The sequence below is a fragment of the Xylanimonas protaetiae genome (genome assembly GCF_004135385.1).
GTDB classification, from domain to species: domain Bacteria; phylum Actinomycetota; class Actinomycetes; order Actinomycetales; family Cellulomonadaceae; genus Xylanimonas; species Xylanimonas protaetiae.
Genome location: NZ_CP035493.1, coordinates 1,423,781 through 1,448,699, shown reverse-complemented (window position 1 = coordinate 1,448,699; position 24,919 = coordinate 1,423,781). Strand labels below are relative to the sequence as shown.

Sequence of the window (24,919 nt, the reverse complement as noted above, 5' to 3'; positions counted from 1 at the left end):
GAGCTTCCATCTCTTGCCGTGTGATCAACGTCGTTGTCCCTCTGTTTGCCCTGGCAGCAGCCTTCCCGCGAGTCTACGAACGGCCACTGACCCGCCCGGCCAGATGGCGGGTGATTCGCAGTCCCACACATCGTTCTCCGACGCGAAGAACGCTTCGAGCTCCGTCCCGAACCCTTGACCTGCGCTTCGTCGCGCCGGCGTCCCGCATCGGACTGGGCGACGGGAATCGGCCGAGCTCGCGCCCGGTCGCTCCAGAAGAGACGTCACCAGTCCTCTGACACCGGGTGAATCGAGACGGCCGATGCCGCCGTGGTGTGCGGAAGGAGTCCGAGACGGTCGCTGTACGTGAACAGCAGCAGCCCCCGCGACTCAGCGAGGTTCTTTGCGTCACGCGAGTAGCCGCTCTCGGCCACGACGATGACCGGCTTCTGTACCCCGAAGATCTCACCGAGCCGGCGAAGCAGCGCTGGCTTGCCAACAGGCTTCTCGCCCTCGAAGGAGAGGACGACGGCATCCGGGAGCTCGCGGATGCCCTCGTCTGGGTGGTTGTACCGGCCGGCTCCGCGCAGGCCCCAAGACCCAAGGGTTGTGAGGGCGTGGCGAATCGGCAGTGAGACGAGGGGCACCTGCCCGAGGTGTTCTTCCCAGTAGTCATCCTCCGACAGGCGCGCCCGCTCGACCACGACGTCGGCCAGCGCGTCGATCGACCCGAACGCTGGAATCGGCCGACGGTCAAGCAGCGGGACGGTGAAGCGGTCCGGCAGGGGCCACCTGTCCGGGAGGCGCCCGAACCGGTAGTTCCCCGGGGTCTCCATGACCCAGCCCAGCCCAGCACGGAGCGCGATCGTCGGACTCCCCCACTGGCACTGGATCTCGACCGCGTGACCAACTGCCGCTGGCACCTCGATGTTGACGAGCTGGCCTCCGCGGCGTTGCTGCGCGAGTCGGTTGACACCGATCACGTTGGTGACCCTCACTCCTCGAGCGTCGAGCGCGTCAGCGAGGTCCGTCGCAGGACCGTGCTCGGGTTCTGCCCATCTCACCGGGCTGGTCAGTGGCGAGACACGGTGCGTCGTGGGATCGACATGGTCAAGCGTCGCAAGGACCGCCTCGACGATCGCGGACTGCGGAAGCGCTGGACTCCAGTACGTGCGGATATCACCGTCGTACCCCTGGCCTGCGATCAGCCACGCGCGGCATCCACCGGGAGACTCGATCCCAAGCCCTACCGCGACTCCGTGGTCTCCGCCGGTGTCCACTTTGAGCAGTGACTGCGACCTGCCAGCGACCGTCACCGCGTCGCGAAGGTCGGGACGCGCGGCTACGACACCTTGCCCAAGCTCTCGCATGAGGGAGGACTTCATGAAGGCATCGAGGGCCTGCGTCATCGACATGCGTGGACCCTATTGATCCCCGGCGACGAGCGTGGTTTCCATTGGGATCTGCATCGGGCGAAATCGCTGCTGAGCAGGCAATTCACCCGTCGAACGAGCCCGCGCTGACACCGCAGACCGATACGGTCGCGCCCGTGATCGGACTCTTCATCGACCTCATTGTCATGCTCGTCCGGCTCATGGTGTGGCTTCTGGTCTTGTTTGTGAAGCTCACGTTCTGGCTCATTCAGGCGCTCGTCGCGGTATGCGTGGGGATCTTCGCCATGCTCACGCGAAGGGTCTGACGTCTCGTGCCATGCCGGATCCTAGCGACGCGTCGATCGATCAGCGCGTGAGCTCCTGTGACGAGCGACCTTCCGTGCGGCGGGCCACCAGTGGAACGGCGACACAGGCTTCCACGTGGTCTCACCGCCCCAAGCCCGACGGCCGACCTGAGTGACGATGGACCCATGTGGCGTCGCGACTTGGCACCCAAGATCGCGGTCGAGTACCTGTCAGGGCTCGGCCGTCGCTGGCGTCATGTCCAAGCGGTAGGCCAGCGCGCCAACGAGCTCGGCTCGGCGGGCCTGATCTCCCCTGACGTCGTGGCCGCAGCATGGCTGCACGACCTGGGCTACGCGGAAGAACTGATGATGACCGGGTTCCATCCCCTCGACGGCGCTGTCTTCCTCGTTGAGGAGGGTGCTGACGATGAGGTCGTTGGACTCGTCGCGTTCCACACCGGCGCATCGTTCGAGGCCGAGGAGCGTGGACTGCTCGGCAGTCTTGCGGAGATGCCAACGCCGGACCCTGACAACCTCGACGCCTTGACTCTGCTCGACCTCACGACAGGTCCCGACGGGTCCCCGACGGACCCGGAAACGCGTGTCGAGGAGATCCTGGGCCGGTACCCCACGTCGAACCCGGTTCACCGCGCGGTCACACGGTCCCGTGATGAGCTCCTTGCGTCGGCACGACGCGCGCGACGACGGCTCGGTCTACCCGATGACTGGCCGGCCGGAGTAGCGGAGCGCGTGCTCGAGCCGTAGGCGCATCGACGGGTGGAGCTCGAGCTCGTCGATCTGGCCAGGTTCGAGCCACTCGACGACGTCGCTCTCCGAACTGGTCCGCTTCTCTCCCCCAATGAGCCGCGCCCGGAACGCGATCGAGAACTGCTGGCGGACCTCGCCGTCGTCGTACGCCATGACGTGATGCGGGTTGGTGTACGTCCCCGTGATGGTGTCGACCTCGACGTCGTAGCCGGTCTCTTCCTTGACCTCGCGGATCACGGTGTCGGCGATGCTCTCGCCAGGCTCGTGGCCACCGCCGGGGAGTGCCCACTTCCCGTTGTCGGTCTTGTGGATCATGAGGACGCGGCCGTCGTCGTCCTGGACGATCGCGACGACAGACGGCACCACGGAGTTGATCGCCGGGGCGTTGGGATCATCGATGTAGTCGATGCGGGCCATGCTTCGAGGGTACGGGAGGCCCCCACCGGTGCGGCGGAAGTCAGAGCCGAGATGCGCCCCACTCTCCGCGACGACGGCCCCCACCTGGGGCTACGCTCCGCCCATGGCTTCCTTGGGCGATGTCTTCGGGATCGGTGCTGCTGTTGAGAGCCCGTCATACGTCGACCGTGGCCAACTTGACTCGCGGTTCACCAACTCTGTCGCGGCCAACCGGCATGTCGCGGTACATGGGGGTAGCAAGCAAGGAAAGTCTTGGCTGCGCTCGAAGGTGCTTCCCGACGATCAGGCGGTCGTGATTCAGTGCACGCCTCATTCAACGCCAGACTCACTGCTCAAGGAAGCCCTGGGGCGCCTGGGCGTGAGCGCTACCTTGTCGATGACGAAGACGCGGGAGCTCACAGGGACGCTCAACTTTGAGGGCAACGTCGAACTCGGGAAGATTCTGGCAAAGGCCAAGGCGCAGGTCGGAGCGAGCGGATCCATCGCCACATCGAGCGAGACCGAGTTAGCACCGATCGGAACGACCGCGGCAGACCTCTCATGGGTGTCAAGCACAATTAGCATGTCTGGTCGCAGACTCGTCCTGGAAGACTTCCACTACATCGACGAAGCCGCACAGAGAACCCTGGCATTCATGCTCAAGGCGATGGGCGAATACGGCCTGTTTGTGGTTGTTATCGGCGTGTGGCCTAGAGACCACCTGCTGACGTACTACAACGGCGACCTCGAGGGCCGCGTCGATGACATCCATCTGACCTGGAATGACGCTGAACTGGAGCAGGTGCTGGTTCAGGGCGCAAATGCTCTGAACATCTCGTTCAGTGATGACCTGCGCGCTTCAATCGTCAAGGAGGCGTTCGGCAACGTCGGGCTCCTACACCGAATTGCCGCACGGTTCTGCGAGAAGGAGAGTGTCGTACAGACGCTGCCACGTGGTGCCGACCGCGTTCTCGACGCCGGGAGATCACTCACGATGGCGCTGTCCGAAGTCGCCGGCGAGATGGCGGGACGCTATCAGGCGTTCGCCGACAACTTCGTACGCGGAATGCGACGACTTTCGTCGGGCCTCGAGGTGTACCGGCACTTGCTCGAAGCGGTCACCGATGCGACAGACAGCGAGTTACTCGCCGGGATTGACTCCGCCGTGCTGTTGCAGCGCATTTCCGCGCAAGAGGGAGGTAGCGGAATCCGTGCATCAGACCTTACGCAGGCGCTCGATCGCATCGATCGCTTGCAGGTCAAAATCGGGGTCAATCCGTTGGTTCTCACCTACAACCGCTCAAGTCGGAAGCTATTCCTGGCGGACAACTCGTTCCTGTTCTTCCGTCGGCACGGACAGACCGTGTGGCCATGGAGCGACCCGGCTGCTGTGCTGACGAACGACCTTGCGATCCAGGACCCGCTTGACTTCGACTTCGCCAGTTTTGATCTCTAGTCTGTACCTGAACGTCGAATCTTCTTCCGCGTCAGCGCGCTGACGCCGCCTGCCAGGTTTGCTCGAACGACTCCATGTAGTGCGCGAACAACCGCCCCCCAGGGATCCGGTTGATGTGCAGGATTGGCGAGTGCCCGGCCGGCGCGCCCAAGGCGTGTGGGTTCACCAGCAACGCGTCGTCGAACCGGAACAGCGACGCATAGAGCGTGCTGCCGTGCTTCCGCGCCTCGATCCCAGGAACGCCGGTCATCAGCGGCGCAAGGTAGTTCCACGTCAGCCGACACCGAGCGGCCATAAGCTCGCCGATCCCCTCCTCCTCTCCGCGGAGCGCGACGGCTGCCGAGTCCGGGTCGCCGAACAGCAACCGCACCCGCACCCCGGCGCGAGCCCTGACAGCGAGCCTCTCAGCGAACTCCGGGATGCTGTCGTGCAAGAAGCTCCCCGCGAACGCAAGCAGGTCGATTGCCTCCGTCGCGTTGTCGATGAGCGACTCCCACGTCGACACGGGCACCGACGCCCGGCTGGGCAGCATCTCCACGAACTCGGCCCGCGTCGCCGAGCGCGTCCGCGGGTCCGCCTCTGTCGCGGGCCAGAGAAACACGTCGCTCTTGCCGAGGATGTGGGCCGCCTTCATGCGGTGGGTCCGGTGCGGGATCCGGTCTTTGGTGATCCACCGTTCGACGGTCTTCGGGTCCACTCCGACCTGCTCGCCGAACGCCGCGAGGGTCAGCCCTGCATCGGTGATCGCGGCTCTCAGCCGTTCGTTCGGCGTCATCACGCACCCCCAGGGGCGTCTCGGGACGTTTCTTCTACGGTAGGACGTCCCTAAACGTCCCGCAAGGTGGTGACGACGTCCTGTCATCTCCATGTGTCGTGGTTTCTGGGCAACCAGCCCGAACGCGACACAACCGAGTGGAGATCATCATGGCTATCGCAAGGCGCTTCCCGATCGCGCACGCCGCGGTCTTCCCCAACGGGGCCTTCCTGCACGGTGTCGTCGAGCCGGTCACGGACTTCCAGGTCGAGCAGCGCAAGGACGGCTCCCGTCCCCAGCAGCGCGACAAGGAGACGGGCCTGCCGATCTGGCAGTGCACCGTGATCGACGGCGACGAGGACGCCCGCGCCCGCAACGTCGGCGTCGTCGTCAAGTTTGCCGCCGAGGTCATCCCGGTCCCCCCGAAGAACACGTCGGGGCTCCCGTGGACGCCGGTGGAGTTCGTCGGGCTGACGGCGATGCCGTACGTCGACACCAACGGACAGAACCCGCGCCTCGCCTGGTCCTTCCGGGCCGACGGGTTCGCGTCCCCGAACCACGCGGCCCAGCCGGCACCGTCGGCCAAGCCGCCCGAGCCGAAGGCGGCGGCCTGATGTCCACGACCAGGTGGGGCAACGAGCCTGATGCGACGATGCGCGAGCTCCTGGAGATCGTGGGCGACATCGTCAACTGGGTCGACGGTCGGGTCGAGGCCGTGCACATCAGCCTCACCGCGCTGTCGTTCCACGTGACCACCCAGGCGGACGCGGAGTACCTGGCCCGCCGCCTGCGTCTCGGGCACGTGAGCGACTTCCCGTCGACCTTCGAACGAGGCGCCTTCACCCTGTGGTGGGGCGCCGAGTGGCCGTGCCCGCTCTTCCAGGTGTTCTGCGGTGGAGAGATGGTTCGGCCGGTGCGGGCGTTCCCGGACTCCGACGCTCGCGTCATCGAAGGGGAACTCGTCGGGAGCGAGGCGGCCTGATGGCCACCCTTCGGATCGTCTGGCTCGTCGTGAGCCGGCTCGGCACCGCGGTCTGGAACTCCATCGCCTGGACCGTCCAGTCGTGGCGCGCGGTCTGCGTCTGCCTCGTGATCGGCGACCTGCTGTTGATCGCCGATCACGAGGCGGCCGGGCTCGCGGTGCTCTGGTCCGTCCCGGTGTGGAGCACTGTCCGCGCTGCGTGGGACGCTGTCAGCCCGCTCAGCTACGAGACCGTCCTCGGGGGGCCTCTGCGTCGTCGTGCGTGGCGTCGTCGGGTGCGGAAGGACTGGGCCAAGATCGCCCGGCGGTGCGGGCTCGTCTGGCCGTGGGAGAGCAGCCGGCGGCAGGACGTCGCGCGTCTGCTGCATGTCCGCACGCGGGGGAACACCCTCACTCTCACGGTCCGCGCCGTGATGGGCCAGACCGTCGACGTCCTGATGGACGCGGCCGACGCCATCGCTACCGCGGTGCAGGCGGAGGCCGTGGAGTCCCGTCGGGTGGGCCCCGGCGTCGTGGAGATGGTCCTGACGATGCGCGAGCTCATCCACGAGCCGACGACGCCACGCGTGCCCACCGAGCTCGAGACCGAGGGCGTCACCCTGGGCCGGCGGTCGGATGGGCACCTTGGCGGCTTGAACTCTCGGGTAGCCACACCCTCGTCGTCGGCCGTTCCGGTTCCGGTAAGGGCTCCGTGTTCTGGGGCATCGCGGGCAACCTGGCGCCGGCCGCGCACGCGGGCCTCGTGCGGCTGTGGGGCGTCGACCTCAAGGGCGGCGTCGAAGTGGCCGTCGGCTCGGCGATGTTCTCGCACGTCGCGATGGACGAGCAGGCCGCGCTGCGACTACTTCGGTCGCTGAACCAGGTGATCGTGGCCCGGCAGGCGGGCATGCGCGGGCATGCGCGCACGTTCGAGGCGACGGCTGGCGATCCTGCCCACGTCCTGCTGATCGACGAGCTCGCCGTGCTCACCGGGTACGCGTCGCGCGACGTCGTCAGCGAGGCTTCGGCGCTGCTCAAGCGGATCCTCACGCAGGGTCGTGCGCTCGGCGTCATGGTCGTCGCGTTCGTGCAGGACCCGCGCAAGGAGACCGTCGCGATGCGCGAGCTGTTCACGCAGACCATTGCGCTGCGCGTCGCGTCGACGTCGGAGACCCGCATGGTGCTCGGTGACGGGTACGCGGATCTCGCCCCGGCGCACCGGATCGACCGGACCATGCCGGGGGCGGGGTACGTCGTGGGCAACGACGGCGTCGTCGAGCGTGTGCGGGCGGACTTCTGGAGCGACGACCTCATCCGGCTCGTCGCGTCGCGGTACCCCGCTCCTCCTGAACCTCCGACCACGACGGAGAACACAGTGCCGGGCGAGCTCATCACGCTCTCGTCTGACAACGTGCGTCGGACTCCTCGCACCCCGCGTGGCGGGGACGACCCGGAGCCGGCCTGATGTCGGCGGCCCGCGATGGCTTCTGGGGTCACTCCCCCGACGCTCCCCTCGACCTGGGCGACCTGGCGGCGTTCGAGGCGGAGTCCATCGTGGGTCGCCTGGCCGACCGGACGATGCCGGCCCTGGCCGACACGCTCGCCCGCGCGGGCAACTGCTCGCACCCGGTCCGGCTGGCGGGCCGCTCGACGACGATCGACCGCTACACCGGGGAGATCCTCAGCGTCTTCCGCTCGGCCGACGAGCCGTTGGGGCTGCTCTACAAGCCGTGCGGCAACCGGCGCGACGAGGTCTGCCCGGCATGCTCGCGGATCTATGCGCGCGACACCTTCGAGCTGATCTCGACCGGGCTCTACGGCGGCAAGGGCGTGCCCGAGTCCGTCAGCGCGAACCCGCTGCTGTTCGTCACTCTGACGGCACCGTCGTTCGGGGCGGTGCATCGGGCGCGGAAGGGCAAGCGGCCGTGCCGGCCCCGCGCGCGGATCGGCGCCTGCGAGCACGGGGTCCGGCTGAGTTGCTGGGCTCATCACGACGACGGCGACCCGGTGATCGGCTCGCCGCTGTGCCCGGAGTGCCACGACGTCGACTCCGCGGCGGTCTGGCAGTGGCACGCGCCCGAGCTGTGGCGGCGGTTCACCATCGCTCTTCGGCGGCACGTCGCAACGACGCTGGGTGTGCGTGAGTCAGAGCTTCGCAAGCATGCGCGCCTCGAGTACGCGAAGGTCGCCGAGTTCCAGGCTCGCGGGCTCGTCCACTTCCATGCACTGGTGCGGATCGACGGCTCCGACGGGCCCGGCTCGCCTGCGCCGATCCCGGCGTCGAGGCTGACGGACGTGGTGCGCGAGTCGGCGGCGTCCGCGTACACGACGGCCCCGCCGGTGGATGGCCGCGACGTCGAGCGGGTGCTCCGCTTCGGTGCGCAGACCGACGTGCGGATCGTGCGCGAGGGCGGCGTCGTCGGCGACCAGATCACCGCCGAGCAGGTGGCCGCCTACCTCGCGAAGTACTCGACCAAGTCGGCCGGTGTCGACCCGACCAGGCCGCTCCCGCATCACGCCCGGCTGATCGACGCGTGCCAGCGGTTGGCCGCCCGCGCCCTGGCCGGCTGCCCGTTCGAGTGCGGCCAGCGCGTCGCCGACCGTCACCCGCGGCTCTGCGGCGTCTGCGTCGAGAACCCGTACGCGCTGCTCGGCAAGTGGTCGAGGATGCTCGGGTTCCGGGGTCACTTCTCGACCAAGTCCCGCCGGTACTCGGTCACGCTCGGCGCGCTCCGCCGCGCCCGGCGTCGGTACCAGCGCATCGCCACCAATCCGCGCCTCGCGGCCGCCGCGAAGCTCGACACACGCGAGCTCGAGATCCAGCTCATGGCCGACGACGAGGAGACCACGCTCGTCGTCGGCGCGTGGACCTACCAGGGCACAGGCTGGCCGAGGGCGGGCGACAAGGTCCTCGCCGACGCGGCCGCCGCACGTGCCCGCGAGTACGCCCGCTGGCGAGCCGAGAACCGCAACGCGCCGACCGCGCACCACTGAGCAAGCCAGCAGGGGGACAGCAACGAGGAAGCGGGGGGAACCCGAGATGAGCAGCATGAGTGTGGAGCAGACCGCCCGCCGACGCCTGATGACGCCGGAGGAGCTCGCCGAGTACCTGGGGGTGTCGATGTACTGCGTGTACTCGTGGTCGAGCCGCGGCGGCGGACCGAAGGTGATCCACGTCGGCGGCCGGCTGAGGTACCGGCCCGACGACGTCGAGGAGTGGCTCGACGCGGTGACCGACGATCGCGGGGGGGGCTGAGGCATGGCACGTGTTCCGCTCGAGCCCGGCCGGTGGGGCGGCATCACGCGGCAGGAGCTCGCACCCAATGTCTGGCGTGCCCGCGCGACCTACCGTGACTTCGCAGGCGTGGTCCACAAGTACGAGGCTCGCGGGGCGTCGGGGGCCGAGGCCCAACGTCGGCTTGAGGACAAGCTGCATCGCGCGGTCACGGACGCGACCAGCGACGGGCTCATGCCGATCGCGCCGGACACCCGGATGAACGCTGTGTTCGACCAGTGGGTGACGGAGAAGCAGGCGGAGGCGCAGGTCGTCCCGCAGTCGATGGAGAAGTACGTCGGCGTCATCGACCGCGACCTTCGGCCGGCGCTCGGTCAGCTCCGGGTCCGGGAGTGACGCCGGTCGCCGTGAACCGCGTGCTCATGGCGCTGACCAAGGCCAAGAGGTACGCGACCGCCCGGCAGTGCCGCAACGTGATGCAGCAGGTCATGATGCTCTGCGTCCGCTACGGGGCCGCGCCCTTCAACCCGGTGCGCGACGCGATCACCGTGCGCACACCGAAGCGCGGCGACGTCGAGACCATCGCGCTCGAGGACATCGCTCTGCTCCGCAAGGCCGTGCGCGTCTGGGAGGACCGACCAGCGATCCGTGGCCTGCGGAACGTGTCGCTCCTGCCGCAGATCGTCGACACGATGCTCGGCACGGGCCTGCGAATCGGCGAGTGCCTCGCGCTCCGGGAGGTGGATCTCGACCTCGACGCCGAGGTTCCCACCCTGACTGTCGATGGCACGATCGTGCGCGCGAACGGCAGACTCTTCCGGCAGTCCAGCCCCAAGTCGGACTCGTCCCAGCGGACCGTGACGCTGCCGAACTTCGTGGTGGTCGCGCTGCGCGAGGCGCTGGACCTCGGCCTCGACGGTGGGCCGGACGGTCTCGTCTTCCCGACGTCCACCGGTCGGCCGCGCTCGCCGTCGAACGTCCGGACGCAGCTGAAGCACGCGCAGGCGGGCACGGGGCTCAGGGTCCGGCCGCACGACTTCCGCCGCACGGTGGGCACGGCCGTCGCCAACTCGACCTCGATCGCGAGCGCGTCCGCACAGCTCGGCCACGCCGGCGAGGCGACAACTCGCCTGCACTACGTGAAGCGGAACCGCCTGGCTCCGGACGTGCGCGACGTGATCGACCGGCTCGTCACCCGGGCGTCCGCAGACCTGCTCGCTGAGGGGAAAAAGCAGTGAAAAAGCAGTACGGGGAAAGACGAAGGACCCCAGATCCGCAGAATCCTGCGGCTGGGGTCCTTCGAGGGGCGGTAGCGGTGAGATTCGAACTCACGGTGGACTTTCACCCACACACGCTTTCGAGGCGTGCTCCTTAGGCCACTCGGACACGCTACCTAGCCGGTCCTGATGGGGACCGGCCGTCCGAGGATACCCGCTAGGACCGCTCGTCCCAAATCCCGGCCGTGCCGCCGGTCAGCGTCGGCCAGCTCTACGCCGTCTCGTCCGGGTGCGGCTGCTCCTTGATGTACTCCCAGGCGTCGTCGCTGAGGAGCCGGGCGTCGGGCAGCTCGTCGGGGTGCCGGTCGGGGTCGGCGCGGTACGGCCCGCCGGCGCCGATCACGGCGTCGAAGACGGTGGTCGTGAGCTCGGAGCGCGGGTTCTCCTTGAGCCAGCGCTGGACGTCGGCGCTGAGCCGGTGCCACCAGCCGTGCTGCGGGTGCTCGCTCATGCTCGGAGTATGCCGGGCGCGCTGCGGACCTGCGCGACGGGGCGCAACCGCCCCCGCGTACGCTCGACGCGTGCCCTCAGGTCCCCGGCCTCTCGCCCCCACGTACCAGCAGCGCCGCTGGACGCTCCCGCCCGACGCCGTCGTGCACCACGGGACGGTCGACGACGCCGTCGCCCTGCTGACGGGCCGGACCGTCACGGCGTTGACGGGCGCCGGCATCTCCACCGACTCCGGCATCCCGGACTACCGCTCCCCCGACTCCCCGCCCCGCAACCCGATGACGTACGAGCAGTTCGTCGGCGACGAGGCCTTCCGCCGCCACTACTGGGCACGCAACCACGTCGGCTGGCAGCACGTGCGACGCACGCACCCCAACGCCGGGCACCGGGCGCTGGCCACACTGGAGGCTGCTGGCGTCGTCCGCGGCGTCATCACGCAGAACGTCGACCTGCTCCACGAGGACGCCGGCTCCCGCCACGTCATCGACCTGCACGGCCGCTACGACCGCGTCGTCTGCCTCACGTGCGGCCGGGTGATCTCGCGCGAGCACCTCGCGGAGCGCCTCACGGCCCTCAACCCGCGCTTCCTCGAGGACGTGCTCGGCGAACGCCTGACGGTCGCCGACATCGAGGTCGCGCCCGACGCCGACGCCGTCGTCGAGCAGACCTCGCACTTCGTCCCGGCCCCGTGCGAGCTCTGCGGCGGGGTGCTGAAGCCGGAGATCGTCTACTTCGGCGAGACCGTGCCGCGCGAGCGCGTCGAGCGCGCGTACGCGATGGTCGACGACGCGGACGCACTCCTCGTGGCGGGGACGTCGCTGACGGTGCAGAGCGGGCTCCGCTTCGTGCGCCACGCCGCGACGTCGGGCAAGCCCGTGGTGATCGTCAACCGCGGCGAGACGCGCGGCGACCCGCTCGCCACCCTCAAGATCGACGCGGGCACGAGCGAGACCCTCACCGCGCTGGCCGCCGCCCTCGTCGGGGGCTAGGGCCAATGCCGCGAAGTTAGGTGGGCGTCGGTTTTGTCAAGATCGTGATGGTCAGGGTGGTCTTGTAGGTCTTGCGGTCGATGTTGGGGCCGCGGGCGTTGTACTTGGAGATCGCTCGTTTGACGGTGCGGGCGTTCGTGCGGGGGCGGGTTGCTGGCAGTGGTCGTGCGGTGACCGCGGCGCCGATCACGCCGAGCAGTTCGATCGGGGGATCGGTGGCGTCGGCGTGCCGGTTGGCGGTGATCTGGTCGCGTGCGGCGTTCAGCGCGATCGTGAAGCTGGCGCGGTCGGGCGGGATCGCGGTGGTGGTGGTCGCGTCGGCCATGGCGGTGCGTAGGGCCTGGTAGGCGATGAGCAGGGCGTAGACCTCTTGCTCGATCCCGTCGGGGGTCCGGGCGCGCAGGACCCGCCCGCCCAGGATGGTCGACTTCAGCTCGAGGTAGGCGGTCTCGACCTGCCAGCGTTGGTGGTACAGGCCCGCGAGCTGGTCGGCCGGGTGGGTGCGGGGGTCCAGGAGCGTGGTGACCAGGCGGTAGTGGCTGGTCGTGGTCGCAGCCGTCGTGGCCGAGGTGATCTGAGCGTCGATGACGCGCACCCGTGTGGCGCCGAGCATCGACAGCCACGAACCATCGTCCAGCGCTCGGGTGACGGGCAGGGCGGGACCGTTGGCGGCGGCGGTACGTGCTCGCACCAGCACGTGGGCTCCCCTCGCGTGGGCTGCGGCGACCAGCGCCGCCGAGCTCAGGCCGCGGTCGGCCAGCAGCAGCATCCCGGCATGCAGCGAGCGAGTCAGGACCTGCGCGTAGACCGTCTCCCCGGTCGTGGTCGGGCCGAACGTCGCATCGATCAGGGTGCGGGTCCCGCACGCGACGAGCGCGACCAGCCGCAGCCCGGGGTAGGACCCGCCGCCGGTGGGCCCGCCGCGCTGCTTGACGTACCGGATGGTGTTGGCCGGGCTGTCAGGCACCGAGGTGACCGTCCCGTCCAGCGCGCACACCAGCAGTCCCCGCCACCGGGTCGAGCCTGGTGCCGGGCAGGCCAGGACCTCGAACAGCGACCGCAACGGGCCGGGCCCGACCCGGCGCAGCGCGAGCGCGATCGCGGCGCGCGACGGACAGGAATCGACATGCCCGAGGCCGGCGACCAGCCGGTCCCAGACCTGCTGCCAGCCCAGGCCCGCGAACAACGCACCCGCGACCAGCAGGTAGACGACCACCCGTGAGGGCAGCAGCCGTACGCGCTGCTCGGTCGCCCGGTGACGGGCCAGCACCTCATCGACGAGCTCGACGGGAACCAGGGCGCTCAACTCGCCCAGGTGCCCCGGAGCGAAGGCGCGAGCGACACGATCGATGGCAGACTGCGGCACGGCAAAGCTCCTGTGGTGAAGGCATGTCTTGGCGGACAGCCCTCAACTACAGGAGCTTCGCTGCTATGACCAGCACCAACACCCCTTGACAGCCAGGTCAGAGCCCTAACTTCGCGGCATTGGGGCTAGGGCTCGACGCGGGTCACCCGGGAGGTCACGCCGGAGGCGGTGGCCCCAGCGGTCGTGCGACGCGGCCGCCTGCGCGGCGCGACAGCAGGGCTGCCCACGGCGCGAGACCCGTCGGCAGCGCCACGGCGGCCGCGGTGAGCACCCACGCCGAGTAGTCCAGCCCCAGGCAGGCCCAGATGCTCGTGTGCATCACCGCGACGGCGAGCGCGAACGGCGCCCGCGTCCACCGCCCGTACAGCAGGAACGGGGCCGACAGCTCGAGCAGCAGCGCCCCGCTAGCGAGGAGCTGCGGCATCACCGGCAGGTTCGCGATCGTCTGCGGGAACGCCGCCCCGAACGGCGAGGTGTGCGCCCCTTCGAGCAGCACCCAGCGCATGTTGTCGGAGTAGGCCCAGCGCGGCCCGCTGTGCACGAGCTTCTGGAAGCCCGTGAGGAAGTAGATGCAGCCCAGCACGGCGAGGCTCGCGCGCGGCGGCCACCCCCAGCGCACCGCCCGTTCGCCCGGCGGCACCGCGCGGGCCGGCGGGCCGGCGAACAGCCACACGGCGCCCACCCACACCGTCAGCACGTCGTTGTGCATGACCTTGCCGGAGCTCGACCACAGCCCGCACAGCACCAGGTAGCACGCCCACGCGACGCCGAACGCGAGCCGCGGCCGCCACCGCGCGACGGCCGCCACCGCGGCCAGCACCCCCAGCACCTGGACCGCGACGAGTCCCGCCGCGGGCAGGTCCGGGACCCAGCCCAGCAGGTTGGCGTGCGTCCGCAGCTCGGGCGCCCGGTCCGCGAGCACCGTCCAGTCGCGCACCGCGAGGCGCCACCCGACGACGGCGGCGACGCCCGCGTGCACCCAGCGCGCGGTGCGCGCCTCGCCCGGGGCGACGAGCGCGCTGTCGAGCCGGTCCCGCAGGCCCGCGAGGCGGCCACGGCCCGCCGCGGTCACGGCTGGACCTCCAGCACGACGTCGCGGTCCGTCTCGTGGGTGGTCAGCGTCTCGGGGTCGAGCTCCCACGTGGAGCGCTCCAGCACGACGACGTCGAGGGCGTCGGCGGCGAGGCCCGCGTCGTCGAGCCAGGCACCGACCTGGGCGGCGACGGCGTCGGGCGCGGCCTGGGGCAGCTTCGCGACCAGCTGGTGGTTCGTGGGGACGACGGTGCGGGTGCCGTCGGTGGCGACCGCGATGAGCTCGTAGGTGGCGCCCGTCCCCGTGCGCAGACCGCTGAACAGCCGGAACGACGTCAAGGGCCACAGCTCGAGGTGCGCGACCGCCGTGACGGCGAGCACGGCGACCATGCCGTAGGTGACCTGCCGGGCGCGGCGTCGCTGCCGCGCATCGATCGCGCTCATCCCGTCTCCATCGCTCAAGGGCGTGCGAAACCTAGCACCTGCGCCCACCGCCCGGGCGGGCGGTCCGAGCCCGTCCTGACGGGCGGATCCTCTAGTCTCGGGTCCTGCGGCCCCAGGCTCCACGCCCGTGCGGCCGCCTAGGCAAAGGGGCAGTGCATGGAGGACGCCGTCGTCGTCGGCTCGGGGCCGGGCGGGCTCGCCGCCGCCGTGACGCTCGCCCGCGCCGGGGTGCGCGTGACGGTGCTCGAGGCGCAGGACACCGTGGGCGGCGGGGCGCGCACGCTCGACCTCGGGCTGGCGCCGGGCGTCGTGCACGACGTGTGCTCGGCGGTGCACCCGATGGCATGGGCGTCCCCGTTCTTCCGCGCCTTCGGCCTGGACGCGCACGGTGTCGACCTGCTCACGCCGGAGGTCTCGTACGCGCAGCCGCTCGACGGCCGGTCACCGGCGGTCGCGTACCGGTCGCTCGCGCGGACCGTCGAGGGGCTCGGCGTCGACGGCGGTGCCTGGCGTTCGCTCGTGGGCGCGGCGTCGGAGCGGTGGGAGGCCGTCACGGCCGTCGGGATGGGCGACAAGCGGTCGGTCCCGCCGGGGCTCGGCACGCCGGGGGCGCTGCTCGCGGCGGCGCGGTTCGGGCTCGGCGTGCTCGAGCAGGGGACGCGCGCGTGGGACCGGCGCTGGCGGACGCCCGGCGCGGCGGCCCTGCTGACCGGCGTCGCCGCGCACTCGATCACGCCGCTCCCCTCGCTCGCCGGTGCGGGGACCGCGCTGCTGCTGGCGTCCCTCGCCCACGCCGGCGCCGGGTGGGCCATCCCGCGCGGCGGCTCCCAGGCCATCGCCGACGCGCTCGTCCGCGACCTGCGCGCCCACGGCGGCGACGTCGTCACCGGGGTGCGGGTGCGGTCGCGGGCGGACCTCCCGGCGGCCCGGGCGTACCTGTTCGACACGACGCCACGCACGCTGCTCGACGTCCTGGGCGACGAGGTGCCCGCGGCCGCGCGCGCGGCGCTGCGACGGCTCCGGCACGGCGACGCCGCCGCCAAGGTCGACTTCGTGCTGGACGGCCCGGTCCCCTGGGCCGACCCGGACGGCGTCGGGGCGGTCGCACGGGCCGGCACCGTGCACGTGGGCGGCACGCGCGAGCAGATGGTCCGGGCCGAGGCCGAGGTCGCCGCCGGACGGCACGCCGCACGGCCGATGATGCTGGTCAGCGACCCGGCCGTCGTCGACCCGGGGCGGGAGGTGAACGGCCTGCGGCCCCTGTGGACGTACGCGCACGTCCCCGCCGGCTCCGACGTCGACGTCACGGAGGCCGTGACCGCCCAGGTCGAGCGGTTCGCCCCGGGGTTCCGCGACGTCGTCGTGGCCGCGCGGTGCGTGCCCGCCGCCCGCATGGCGGACCACAACCAGAACTACGTCGGCGGCGACATCGCCGCCGGCGCCGTGACGATGTGGCAGATGATCGCGCGCCCCGCCCTGCGGGCGAACCCCTACCGCGCGGCGGGCGGCGTCTACCTGTGCTCGGCGTCGACGCCGCCCGGCCCGGGCGTCCACGGGATGCCGGGCTTCCACGCGGCCCGGCGGGCGCTGCGCGAGGTGTTCGGGGTGCGGGTCCCGGCGCTCTGACCCGGCGGGGCCGGCAGCACCGGGCCCGCCGGCTCACGGCGCCAGGTATGCCACGTCCCCGTTCGAGGAGCGGATCTCGACCGTGCGTGTCGCGTCCGGGTCCGTCCTGCCCCGGACGGTCTGGCTGCCGTTCGAGGTGCTGATCGTCAGCCGCACGGGCTCGTCCGTGCCGCGCACGGTCACGCCGCCGTTCGACGTGCGCGCGACGACGTTCCCCCTCACGTTCTCCATGTCGATGCGGCCGTTGCTCGTGGTGGCCCGGGCGTCGCCGTCCACGCCGCGCACGTCGACGCGGCCGTTGGAGGTGTCCGCGACGAGGTCGCCCACCACGTCCACCGCCTCGATCGACCCGTTGGACGTGCGCAGCTCGGCGCCGTCGCCCGCGTTGCGGGCGGCGATGTCGCCGTTGCTCGTGCGGACCGTCAGCGGGCCGGCGATGTTGGCGGCCTCGACACGGCCGTTGCTGCTCCGGAGGTCCGTCGTCCCGGTCAGGCGCGACGCGGTGACGTCGCCGTTGGCGGTCCGCACGACCACCTCGGTGCCCTCCGGCACCGTGACGTCGAGCCCGCCCGAGCACTTGACGGTGCCCCAGCCCCACCAGCCGCACCGGTGCGTCACGACGAGCCGGTCGGCGCGCTCCTCGGCCGAGTAGCGCGGCGAGCGGATCCCGGAGTGCGCGACGGCGTCCACCTCCACGCCGCCGGTCCCGACCGACACGTTGACGTCGCCGTCTGCGACGAGCTCGACGACGGCGACGGCGTCGTAGGACTCGTGCGTCGTCGTCACCTTCGACAGCGCCAGGTCGACCAGCAGCACGGCGGCCTGCGCGACGAGCAGCAGCCCGACGACGAGGCCGATCGTGAGGAAGACGCGCTTGTGCGGGCGGCGGGGCGGGGCGGGCGGCGGGTACGGCCCGGGCGGCAGGTACGGCCCGGGCACGGAGGCGACGGGCGGCTGCTGGTCGTGGCTCATGGTCGGTTCCCGTTCTGGTCGAGCCACCTCAGGACGGCGAGCACGCGGCGGTGGTCGTCGGCGTCGGGCGGCAGGCCGAGCTTGGTGAGGATGTTGGTGACGTGCTTCTCGACGGCGGCCGGCCCGACGACGAGCCGGTCGGCGATGGCGGAGTTGGACCGGCCCTCGGCCATGAGCGCGAGCACCTCGTGCTCGCGCGGCGTGAGGGTGTCGAGCCCGGTGTCGCGGCTGCGGGCCAGGAGCTGCGTGACCACCTCGGGGTCGAGCACGGTGCCGCCGGACGCGACGCGGGCGACGGCGTCGAGGAACTCGTCGACGTCGGCCACACGGTCCTTGAGCACGTAGCCCAGGCCCCGGGCGCCCGCGGCGAACAGCTCGGACGCGTACCTCTGCTCGACGTACTGCGAGAGCACGAGCACGGGCAGGGCGGGGTGCAGCGAGCGCAGGTGGACGGCCGCGCGCAGGCCCTCGTCGGTGTGCGTGGGAGGCATGCGGACGTCGGTGACGAGCAGGTCGGGCAGGTCGCCGTGGGCGAGCGCCCGCACCGTCTCGTCGGCGGTGGTGTACCCGACGACGTCGTGACCCTCCGCGGTGAGCAGACGGGTGAGGCCGTCGAGCAGGAGGACGGAGTCCTCCGCGATCACGATGCGCACGGCACCTCCACGGTCAGTCGGGTGCCGGCGCCGGCCGGGCTGTCGAGGTCGAAGGTGCCGTCGAGCGCGGCGACGCGGCCCCGGAGGCCCGCCAGGCCGCTGCCGGGAGCGGCGGTCGCGCCGCCCTGCCCGTCGTCGGCGATGCTCACGCGCAGCCGGCAGCCGTCGTCGCCGTCGGAGAAGAGCCCGGCGGTCACGAGCGCCGACGAGGCCTGCGCGTGCTTGGCCACGTTCGTCAGCGCCTCCGCGACGACGAAGTAGGCGGCGGCCTGCGCGGCGGGGGTCGCGGCGGCGAGGTCGCCGTCCACCTGCACCCGCACGGGCACGGTGCTGCGGGCCGCGAGCGCCGACAGGGCCGCGTCGAGGCCGCGGTCGCTCAGCACGGCCGGGTGGATGCCGCGCACGAGGTTGCGGAGCTCGGCGAGCGTCTCCTTGACCTCGGCGTGCGCGTGGTCGAGCGCGGCGGCCGCCGCCTCGGGGTCCTGCGCGGCGAGGCGCTTGGCCACGCCCAGCTCGACGCCGAGCGCGACGAGCCGCTGCTGGGCGCCGTCGTGGAGGTCGCGCTCGATGCGGCGGCGCTCGCCGTCGGCGGCGGCGACCGCGCCGGCGCGCGTCTCGGTGAGGACGACGGCACGCTCGCGCGCGGTGCTCGCCTCGGCGACGGCGACCTGCGCCTCCTGCTCGGCGCGCACCGCGCGGGCCTGGGCGGCGTCGGCGACCGAGGGCCCGAGCAGCTGCTGGGCGAGCTGCACCTGGAGCAGCGCGCCGTACTGGGCGAGCAGCGCGGCGGTCCACAGGAGCGCGACGCCGAGGGCGACGGCGACCGCGACGGTGAGCGGGAAGGGCGCTCCCAGCCAGTCGACGACGACGGAGTCGCGCCCGACGAACAGGAGGGCGACGGCGGCGACGGCCCCGCCGGCGGCGGCCGTGACCAGCGCGACGAACACGGACGTGAGGAACATCGAGAGGAACGCGTACACGGTCGCGGCCCAGCCGCGGCCGTCGCGGCACGCCGCCCACATGGCCGACCACCACGCGCCCGGCGTGCCGGGCCGCCGCGCGAGCAGGGGCGAGGGCTCGGCGAGCCGGACGGGCAGCTGGAGCTCGAGCCGGGCCCGCTCCGCCGCCCCGTACAGCCGCGCGCCCGCGAGGGACGCGGCAAGCAGGGGCAGCCCGATGCCGAGCGCGGGCACGAGCCCGGCCGACACGACGACGCAGATCCACAGGGTGAGCCCGGCGCTGATCGCCCACACCCACCCGACGGCGAGCTGCGCGAGCGCCCGCGCGGTCGCCGCGCTGAAGGGCGCCCGGACGAACCCGGCCGCGCTGGTGAGCGCGGGCGCGACCCGGTCCTCGATCGCCGAGACGTCTGTGCTGGTCATACGGCAACGCTAGGCGCGCCCGCGTCGCAGCAACACACAGCCGTCCCACGGAGACCGGGTAGGGCTACCCCCACCGGCCGCCGGCCGGTCTCACGTCAGGTGGGCGAGGAACAGGCTGACGAACGAGAAGTAGATCATCAGGCCCGCGATGTCCTTGATGGACGTGATGATGGGCGCGGAGCCTGCGGCCTGGTCGATGTTGAGCCGGATGAGCACGAACGGGACGAGGAACCCGAGCAGCGCGGCGAGCGTCATGGCGGCGACGAGCGCGAGCCCGACGGCGACGCCGAGCAGGGGCAGGCCCTGCCACACGCCGGCGACGACGCCGGAGATCGTCCCGACCAGCAGCCCGAGGCTCAGGCCGACGCGGAGCTCCTTGAGGAAGTGCCGGCGGAACTGGCTCATGTGGATGTGGCCGAGCGCCACCCCGCGCGCGAAGAGGGTCGAGGACTGCGTCCCGACGTTCCCGCCCATGTCCATGATGAGCGGGATGAACACGGCGACGGCGGCGATCGACTCGAGCGCCTCCTCGAAGCCCTCGATCACCAGGCCGGCGAGCATGCCCGCGACGAGCGTGATGAGCAGGAACGGCAGCCGCACCTTCCAGATGCTCCACAGGCTGCCCGAGATGAGGACGGAGGACCGGTCGGCCTCGCCGGAGGTCACGTCGGCGAGCCCGGCGTTGTCGTACAGGTCCTCGGTGGCCTCCTGCTCCAGGATGTCGATGGCGTCGTCGACGGTCACGATGCCGACAAGGCGGCGCTCCTTGTCGACCACCGGGACGGCCAGCAGGTCGAGCTCCTGGAGCAGGTGGGCGACCTTCTCCTGGTCGGCGTCCGTCACGACGGAGACCACGGGCCGCGACATGACGTCGGCCAGCACGGCGTCGGGGTCCGCGAGCAGCAGCTCGCGCAGGGACAGGACGCCCTCCAGCACCCGGGCCGGGCTGGTGACGTACAGGGTGTAGATGGTCTCCTTCTGGTCCGCGAGCTCGCGCACGCGATCCAGGGCCTCGGCGGCCGTGAGGGTGCCGCGCAGGGAGACGAACTCGGGGGTCATGATGCGTCCGGCGGTCTCGGGCGCGTACCCCATGAGGGTGTTGGTCGCCTCGCGCTCGGCCGGGGAGAGGGCGTCGATGAGCCGGGTGGCCACGGTGGCGGGCAGCTCGTCGAGCAGCCGCACGCGGGCGTCGGGTGCCAGCGCCTCGACGACCTCGGTGGCCGCCTCCGCGGTGAACGAGCGCAGCAGGCGGTGCTGCTGGTCGGTGTCGAGCTGCTCGAACAGCGCGAGCGCGTGGTCCTTGGCGAGCAGGCGGAACGCGACCCCCTGCTCGTCGGTGGGCAGGGAGTGCATGATCTTCAGGGTCTCGATGGCGCCGGCGCCAGCGAGCTCGGCCTTGAGGGTCTCGACGATCGTGAGCGCGTCAGGGCGCGCCACAGCCTCCATCAGCATGGGGGGCCTCCGGTCTGTGCGGTGGGGTCGATGATGACGGGGGTTGCGGGCAGCTACTCGCAGGTTCCACGTGGATCACCTCCTCGACCGGGACCGGAAACGGCCGCGCCCACGCTAGCGGGCGGGCACGTCAGACCGGGATGTCTGGCTTGGGATGGCCCTGCACGCTGGCCAGGAGTGATCCGTCGGTGAACCGGACCGCGTCCGCCAGGCGGGCCTCGACCTGCCCGCCGCCGAACTGCTCGGCGTAGAGCCTCGCGTACAGGCCCCCGCGCTCCAGCAGCTCGGCGTGCGTGCCCTGCTCAACGAGCCGCCCGTCGGCGATGCCGAAGATGACGTCGGCGTTCATGATCGTCGACAGCCGGTGCGCGATCGCGAACGTCGTCCGGTCGGCCATGGCCCGTTCGAGCGCCTGCTGCACGAGCCGCTCGGTCGCGGTGTCGAGGGCCGACGTCGCCTCGTCGAGGATGAGGATCTTCGGGTCCTTGATGAGCACGCGCGCGATCGACAGGCGCTGCTTCTCGCCGCCGGAGAGCCGGAAGCCGCGCTCGCCGGTGACGGTCTCGTAGCCGTCGGCGAACGACATGATCCGGTCGTGGATGTTGGCCGCCCGGCACGCCTCGACGATCTCGGCGTCGGTCGCGTCGGCCCGGGCGTAGCGCAGGTTCTCGGTGATGGTCCCGTGGAACAGGTAGGGCTCCTGCGTCACCATGCCGACGACGTCGGCGAGGCTGCCCAGGGTGACGTCGCGGACGTCGGTGCCGTCGATGAGCACCGCCCCGCGCGTCACCTCGTGCAGCCGCGGCACCAGGTAGGTCAGCGTCGTCTTGCCCGAGCCGGACGGTCCGACGAGCGCGGCGAGCTGCCCTGCGCGCACCGTCAGCGACAGGTCCGCGAGCGCCCACTTCTCGGCGTCGGAGATGCGGCCGTCGGCGTCGAGGTCCTCGCCCACCTGGGACAGGTCGCCGACGTCGATGTCGAGGTACTTGCGGGCCTCGGGCAGCGGCCCGCGGTCGTCGGCCGCCTCGGGCGCGCCGAGGTCGACCGACGCCTCCTCGACCGGGACGGCGGCGGCGAGCACGGGCATCGACGTCGGCGGCAGCACGTTGGCGCCCGCGGCGTCGGTGAGCGCGGTGACCATGGGCACCTCGAGCGCCCGGTAGCCGCGACCGGACCGGGCCGACCGGCCCGCGCCCCGCCCGCCGCCGGACGCCGCCGCCCCACCCGGCGCCGACGCCTCGCGCGTCTGCGGGTAGCGGAACCACACGTCGCGCAGCTCCACCTCGCCGCGCACCGACTCCTTGGTCAGCACGCGGGCGCCGGGCCGGTCCTGGATCGACGGCTCGAGGTCCAGGTACTCGAAGAGGCGCGCGAACAGCGCGAACGACGTCTGGATGTCGAGGGTCACGCGCATGAGCTGGACGAGCGGCTGCTGGAGCCGCGACTGGAGCGTGGTGAACGCGACGACCGTGCCCGCGCTCAGCACGGCCCCGCCCACGAGCGTGCCGCCGTTGATGAGGAAGCCCGCGACCAGGTAGACGATCGCCGGCGTCAGGCCGAAGAACGTGGAGACGATCGAGAAGAACGTCTGGCCCGTCATGGCGTTCTTGACCTGGAGGCGGGTCTGGCGCCGGTTCTCGCGCTGGTACCGCGCGACCTCGGCGTCCGCCCGGTTGAACACCTTGGCGAGCAGCACGCCCGAGACGCCGAGCGACTCCTCGGTGATGGCCGTCATCTCCGAGAGCGACTCCTGCGTGCGCCGCTGCAGGACCTTGCGCCGCTTGCCCACCTTGACCTGGATGACCATGAAGAGCGGCATGAGCACGAGCGTGATGATGGTGAGCTGCCAGCTCAGCAGGATCATCGACACGAACGCGGCGATCACGGTGACGACGTTCTGCAGGATGGTCGTCGCGGTGCTGGTCAGCACGTTCTTGACGCCGCCGACGTCGTTGGCCAGGCGCGACTGGATGTCGCCCGTGCGCGTGCTCGTGAAGAACGCGAGCTCCATCTTCTCCAGGTGCGCGAACAGCGCGACGCGCAGGTCGGCCATGGCCCCGTTGCCGATGCGGGTGGTCAGGTAGGTCTGCCCGACGCCGATGAGCGCGCTCACGAGCGGGATCGCGACGAGGCCGCCCACCAGCCAGAACAGCAGCGTCATGTCCGGCTGTCCGCCCGGCGGGAACAGGGCGTCGTCGAACACGGACCGCGTGAGGAACGGCGCGGCGCTCGTCAGGGCCGCGCTGACGACGACGGCGACGCCGACGAGCAGCAGGTGGGCCTTGTAGGGCGCGAGGAGGGTGGCGATGCGGCGGACGACCGGCTGGTCGGGGCTGCCGGCGATCCGGGTCGCCGGCAGCGGGGTCGTCGTCGCCGTGGGGGCTGCCATGCCCCCATGCTCACGCCTCCGGGTCGGGTTCGCTCGGGGTGCCCTCCTCCGGAGCCGCGCTCCTCTCCGGCGTCGGCGGCCCTCCCGTCCCCGGGACGGCGTCGGAGCCCGCGGCCGCGGACCCGGGCTCCGCGAGCTCGGGCAGGAGCTCGTACCGCGTCCGGTAGATGTCCAGCAGCGTGAGCAGCATGGCGACGACGGGGATCGCGAGCAGCGCACCCGCGATGCCGAACATCGACGTGCCGAGGATGACGGACCCGAAGCCGACGGCGGGGTTCACGTTCACGGCGCGGGCGCTGATGCGCGGCTCGATCGTGAGGTTCTCGACCTGCTGGTAGAGCACGCCCCAGCCGAGCGCGATGAGCCCCAGCCACGGGTTGGGGCTGAGCGCCCCGACGAGCGTGGGCAGCGCGATCGCGATGTACGTGCCGATCGCGGGGACGAACTGGGCCACGATGCCCGTCCACAGGGCCAGCGCCAGCCAGGACGGCAGGCCGATGATCGCGAACACGATCGCGGTGCACGTCGCGTTGACCGTGGCGAGCAGCAGGCGGGCGCCGACGAACCGGCCGGTCTTCTCGGCCATGGTGTCCCAGGCCGTGAGGGTCGCCTCCTGCGCCTTGGGCGGGAAGAGGGAGGCGATCCAGCGGCGCAGCCGCGGCCCGTCGGCCGACAGGTAGAACAGCATGAGCGCGAAGACGAAGAACGTGCCGACCGCGCCCGCGAGCGTCCCGATGAAGCTGAGGATCCCGCCGGCGAGCGTCCCGGCGAGGTTCGCGGCGCTGCCCGCGTTCTGCTGCACCTGCGAGAGCAGGTCGTCGAGCGAGTAGCGGACGCCGAACTGGTCGTAGGCGAGGTCGAGGGCCCGGTTCACGAGGTCCGGGATGGCCTCGACCAGGGTGGAGACCTGTTGGACGACGAGGTTGCCGAACAGGGCGAGGAAGGCGCCGAAGAAGATGATGACGCCCAGCATCACGAGGCCGGTCGCCGCGCCGCGCGGCATGCGCCTGGCCAGGCGCCCGACCGCCGGCTCGATCGCGAGGGACACGAACCAGGCCGTGAACACGGTGAACAGCAGCGAGCCGCCCGCCCGGAACACGAACATGACGACGGCGGCGAGCGCGATGAGGGCGAGCACCACGAGCCCCACCCGCCACACGTTGCGGGGCTCGAACAGGACGGTGCGTGCCGGGCGTGGCGCGTCGTCGGTCATCGTGGACCCTCCCGGTGAGACTCGAAGAACGCGCGCAGCACGGCGCCGCACTCGTCCTCGCGGACGCCGCCGACGACCTCGACGGCATGGTTCGCGCGCTGGTCGCGCACGAGGTCCCACACGGAGCCCGTGGCGCCCGCCTTGGGGTCCCACGCCCCGAGCACGACGCGCCGCACGCGCGCGGCGACGAGCGCGCCCGCGCACATGACGCACGGCTCGAGCGTGACGACGAGCGTGCAGCCCTCGAGCCGCCACTCCTTGCGCGACATCGCGGCCTGCCGCAGCGCGAGCACCTCGGCGTGCGCGGTCGGGTCGCCGGTCTCCTCGCGGCGGTTGCGACCAGCCCCGAGCAGCCGCCCGTCGGGCCCGACGACGACCGCCCCCACGGGCACGTCGCCCGACGCGAGCGCGTGCGTAGCCTCGTGCAGGGCCATGCCCATGAGGGCG

The 24,919-nt window shown here is 71.4% G+C and carries 26 protein-coding genes and 1 tRNA gene; 12 read left to right on the top strand and 15 right to left on the bottom strand.

Annotated elements, in window-relative coordinates; translation table 11 throughout:
* Positions 1 to 263: 263 nt before the first annotated feature.
* Entirely contained in the window at positions 264 to 1,394 is a 1,131-nt protein-coding gene (locus ET471_RS06555) for a hypothetical protein (protein ID WP_129187134.1), read from the bottom strand.
* 41 nt (positions 1,395 to 1,435) lie between these two features.
* Here ET471_RS06555 and ET471_RS06550 point away from each other — a divergent pair, with 41 nt between their 5' ends.
* Both ET471_RS06550 and ET471_RS06545 read left to right on the top strand, forming a co-directional pair.
* Positions 1,436 to 1,678, top strand: a complete 243-nt coding sequence (locus ET471_RS06550) for a hypothetical protein (RefSeq protein WP_129187133.1) — start codon at positions 1,436 to 1,438, stop codon at positions 1,676 to 1,678.
* A 180-nt stretch (positions 1,679 to 1,858) separates the two neighbouring features.
* Positions 1,859 to 2,422, top strand: a complete 564-nt coding sequence (locus ET471_RS06545; protein WP_242496448.1) for a hypothetical protein — start codon at positions 1,859 to 1,861, stop codon at positions 2,420 to 2,422.
* Here ET471_RS06545 and ET471_RS06540 read toward each other — a convergent pair.
* Entirely contained in the window at positions 2,372 to 2,842 is a 471-nt protein-coding gene (locus tag ET471_RS06540) for an NUDIX hydrolase (protein ID WP_129187131.1), read from the bottom strand. The genes ET471_RS06545 and ET471_RS06540 overlap by 51 nt on opposite strands.
* 103 nt (positions 2,843 to 2,945) lie before the next feature.
* Here ET471_RS06540 and ET471_RS06535 point away from each other — a divergent pair, with 103 nt between their 5' ends.
* The gene (locus ET471_RS06535) at positions 2,946 to 4,277 is read left to right on the top strand and encodes a hypothetical protein (RefSeq protein ID WP_129187130.1); all 1,332 of its coding nucleotides are present in this window, start codon (positions 2,946 to 2,948) and stop codon (positions 4,275 to 4,277) included.
* 31 nt (positions 4,278 to 4,308) lie between these two features.
* Here the strand turns inward: ET471_RS06535 and ET471_RS06530 are convergent, their stop codons facing one another.
* The gene (locus ET471_RS06530; RefSeq protein ID WP_129187129.1) at positions 4,309 to 5,052 is read right to left on the bottom strand and encodes an XRE family transcriptional regulator; all 744 of its coding nucleotides are present in this window, start codon (positions 5,050 to 5,052) and stop codon (positions 4,309 to 4,311) included.
* A 149-nt stretch (positions 5,053 to 5,201) separates the two neighbouring features.
* Between ET471_RS06530 and ET471_RS06525 the strand changes: the two genes are divergently transcribed.
* From ET471_RS06525 to ET471_RS06495, 7 genes are read left to right on the top strand one after another with little or no spacing between them, the layout of a single operon-like run.
* A complete protein-coding gene (locus tag ET471_RS06525) occupies positions 5,202 to 5,645 on the top strand; it encodes a plasmid replication, integration and excision activator (protein ID WP_129187128.1) in 444 nt (147 codons plus the stop codon).
* Positions 5,645 to 6,013, top strand: coding sequence for a hypothetical protein (locus tag ET471_RS06520; protein ID WP_129187127.1), 369 nt, complete (start codon positions 5,645 to 5,647; stop codon positions 6,011 to 6,013). Before ET471_RS06525 ends, ET471_RS06520 begins: the two co-directional genes overlap by 1 nt.
* A complete protein-coding gene (locus ET471_RS06515) occupies positions 5,925 to 7,457 on the top strand; it encodes an FtsK/SpoIIIE domain-containing protein (protein ID WP_342586081.1) in 1,533 nt (510 codons plus the stop codon). Before ET471_RS06520 ends, ET471_RS06515 begins: the two co-directional genes overlap by 89 nt.
* A complete protein-coding gene (locus ET471_RS06510; RefSeq protein ID WP_129187126.1) occupies positions 7,457 to 8,986 on the top strand; it encodes a replication initiator in 1,530 nt (509 codons plus the stop codon). Before ET471_RS06515 ends, ET471_RS06510 begins: the two co-directional genes overlap by 1 nt.
* 46 nt (positions 8,987 to 9,032) lie before the next feature.
* Positions 9,033 to 9,248: a helix-turn-helix transcriptional regulator gene (locus tag ET471_RS06505; RefSeq protein ID WP_207207343.1), complete on the top strand. Its 216-nt coding sequence runs from the start codon at positions 9,033 to 9,035 to the stop codon at positions 9,246 to 9,248.
* Positions 9,249 to 9,251: 3 nt separating this feature from the next.
* On the top strand, positions 9,252 to 9,623 hold the full coding sequence (locus tag ET471_RS06500) for a hypothetical protein (protein WP_129187125.1): 372 nt from the start codon (positions 9,252 to 9,254) through the stop codon (positions 9,621 to 9,623).
* Between the two features lie 11 nt (positions 9,624 to 9,634).
* Complete coding sequence (locus ET471_RS06495; protein ID WP_129187124.1) at positions 9,635 to 10,465, top strand: site-specific integrase; 831 nt, start codon at positions 9,635 to 9,637, stop codon at positions 10,463 to 10,465.
* Positions 10,466 to 10,534: 69 nt separating this feature from the next.
* On the opposite strand, the gene ET471_RS06490 is transcribed toward ET471_RS06495, so the two are convergent.
* Both ET471_RS06490 and ET471_RS06485 read right to left on the bottom strand, forming a co-directional pair.
* A tRNA-Ser gene (locus ET471_RS06490) sits at positions 10,535 to 10,621 on the bottom strand.
* Positions 10,622 to 10,715: 94 nt separating this feature from the next.
* Positions 10,716 to 10,955, bottom strand: coding sequence for a hypothetical protein (locus tag ET471_RS06485; RefSeq protein WP_129187123.1), 240 nt, complete (start codon positions 10,953 to 10,955; stop codon positions 10,716 to 10,718).
* Between the two features lie 70 nt (positions 10,956 to 11,025).
* On the opposite strand from ET471_RS06485, the gene ET471_RS06480 reads away from it, so the two are divergent.
* Positions 11,026 to 11,943, top strand: a complete 918-nt coding sequence (locus ET471_RS06480; protein ID WP_207207342.1) for a Sir2 family NAD-dependent protein deacetylase — start codon at positions 11,026 to 11,028, stop codon at positions 11,941 to 11,943.
* A 16-nt stretch (positions 11,944 to 11,959) separates the two neighbouring features.
* Here ET471_RS06480 and ET471_RS06475 read toward each other — a convergent pair whose 3' ends face one another.
* The 3 genes from ET471_RS06475 to ET471_RS06465 all read right to left on the bottom strand — a co-directional run bounded on the left by ET471_RS06475 (position 11,960) and on the right by ET471_RS06465 (position 14,785).
* On the bottom strand, positions 11,960 to 13,309 hold the full coding sequence (locus ET471_RS06475) for an IS4 family transposase (protein WP_129187121.1): 1,350 nt from the start codon (positions 13,307 to 13,309) through the stop codon (positions 11,960 to 11,962).
* A gap of 154 nt (positions 13,310 to 13,463) precedes the next feature.
* Entirely contained in the window at positions 13,464 to 14,381 is a 918-nt protein-coding gene (locus ET471_RS06470) for a hypothetical protein (RefSeq protein ID WP_129187120.1), read from the bottom strand.
* Positions 14,378 to 14,785: a hypothetical protein gene (locus ET471_RS06465; RefSeq protein ID WP_129187119.1), complete on the bottom strand. Its 408-nt coding sequence runs from the start codon at positions 14,783 to 14,785 to the stop codon at positions 14,378 to 14,380. The genes ET471_RS06470 and ET471_RS06465 overlap by 4 nt, the downstream gene beginning before the upstream one ends.
* 156 nt (positions 14,786 to 14,941) lie before the next feature.
* On the opposite strand from ET471_RS06465, the gene ET471_RS06460 reads away from it, so the two are divergent.
* The gene (locus ET471_RS06460; RefSeq protein ID WP_129187118.1) at positions 14,942 to 16,411 is read left to right on the top strand and encodes a phytoene desaturase family protein; all 1,470 of its coding nucleotides are present in this window, start codon (positions 14,942 to 14,944) and stop codon (positions 16,409 to 16,411) included.
* A 33-nt stretch (positions 16,412 to 16,444) separates the two neighbouring features.
* Here ET471_RS06460 and ET471_RS06455 read toward each other — a convergent pair whose 3' ends face one another.
* The 7 genes from ET471_RS06455 to tadA all read right to left on the bottom strand — a co-directional run bounded on the left by ET471_RS06455 (position 16,445) and on the right by tadA (position 24,912).
* Positions 16,445 to 17,383, bottom strand: a complete 939-nt coding sequence (locus ET471_RS06455; RefSeq protein WP_129187117.1) for a DUF4097 family beta strand repeat-containing protein — start codon at positions 17,381 to 17,383, stop codon at positions 16,445 to 16,447.
* Complete coding sequence (locus ET471_RS06450) at positions 17,380 to 18,036, bottom strand: response regulator transcription factor (RefSeq protein WP_129187116.1); 657 nt, start codon at positions 18,034 to 18,036, stop codon at positions 17,380 to 17,382. Before ET471_RS06450 ends, ET471_RS06455 begins: the two co-directional genes overlap by 4 nt.
* The gene (locus ET471_RS06445; protein WP_129187115.1) at positions 18,024 to 19,418 is read right to left on the bottom strand and encodes a sensor histidine kinase; all 1,395 of its coding nucleotides are present in this window, start codon (positions 19,416 to 19,418) and stop codon (positions 18,024 to 18,026) included. Before ET471_RS06445 ends, ET471_RS06450 begins: the two co-directional genes overlap by 13 nt.
* Before the next feature lie 90 nt (positions 19,419 to 19,508).
* On the bottom strand, positions 19,509 to 20,870 hold the full coding sequence (gene mgtE, locus ET471_RS06440; protein WP_129187114.1) for a magnesium transporter: 1,362 nt from the start codon (positions 20,868 to 20,870) through the stop codon (positions 19,509 to 19,511).
* Positions 20,871 to 21,000: 130 nt separating this feature from the next.
* Complete coding sequence (locus ET471_RS06435) at positions 21,001 to 23,259, bottom strand: ABC transporter ATP-binding protein (RefSeq protein WP_129187113.1); 2,259 nt, start codon at positions 23,257 to 23,259, stop codon at positions 21,001 to 21,003.
* Between the two features lie 10 nt (positions 23,260 to 23,269).
* Positions 23,270 to 24,472 (bottom strand): AI-2E family transporter, encoded by a 1,203-nt coding sequence (locus tag ET471_RS06430; protein WP_129187112.1) that lies wholly within the window; start codon positions 24,470 to 24,472, stop codon positions 23,270 to 23,272.
* Positions 24,469 to 24,912 carry a tRNA adenosine(34) deaminase TadA gene (gene tadA / locus ET471_RS06425; protein ID WP_129190767.1) on the bottom strand — a complete coding sequence of 148 codons (444 nt, stop codon included), beginning with the start codon at positions 24,910 to 24,912 and terminating at the stop codon, positions 24,469 to 24,471. Before tadA ends, ET471_RS06430 begins: the two co-directional genes overlap by 4 nt.
* Positions 24,913 to 24,919 lie beyond the last annotated feature (7 nt).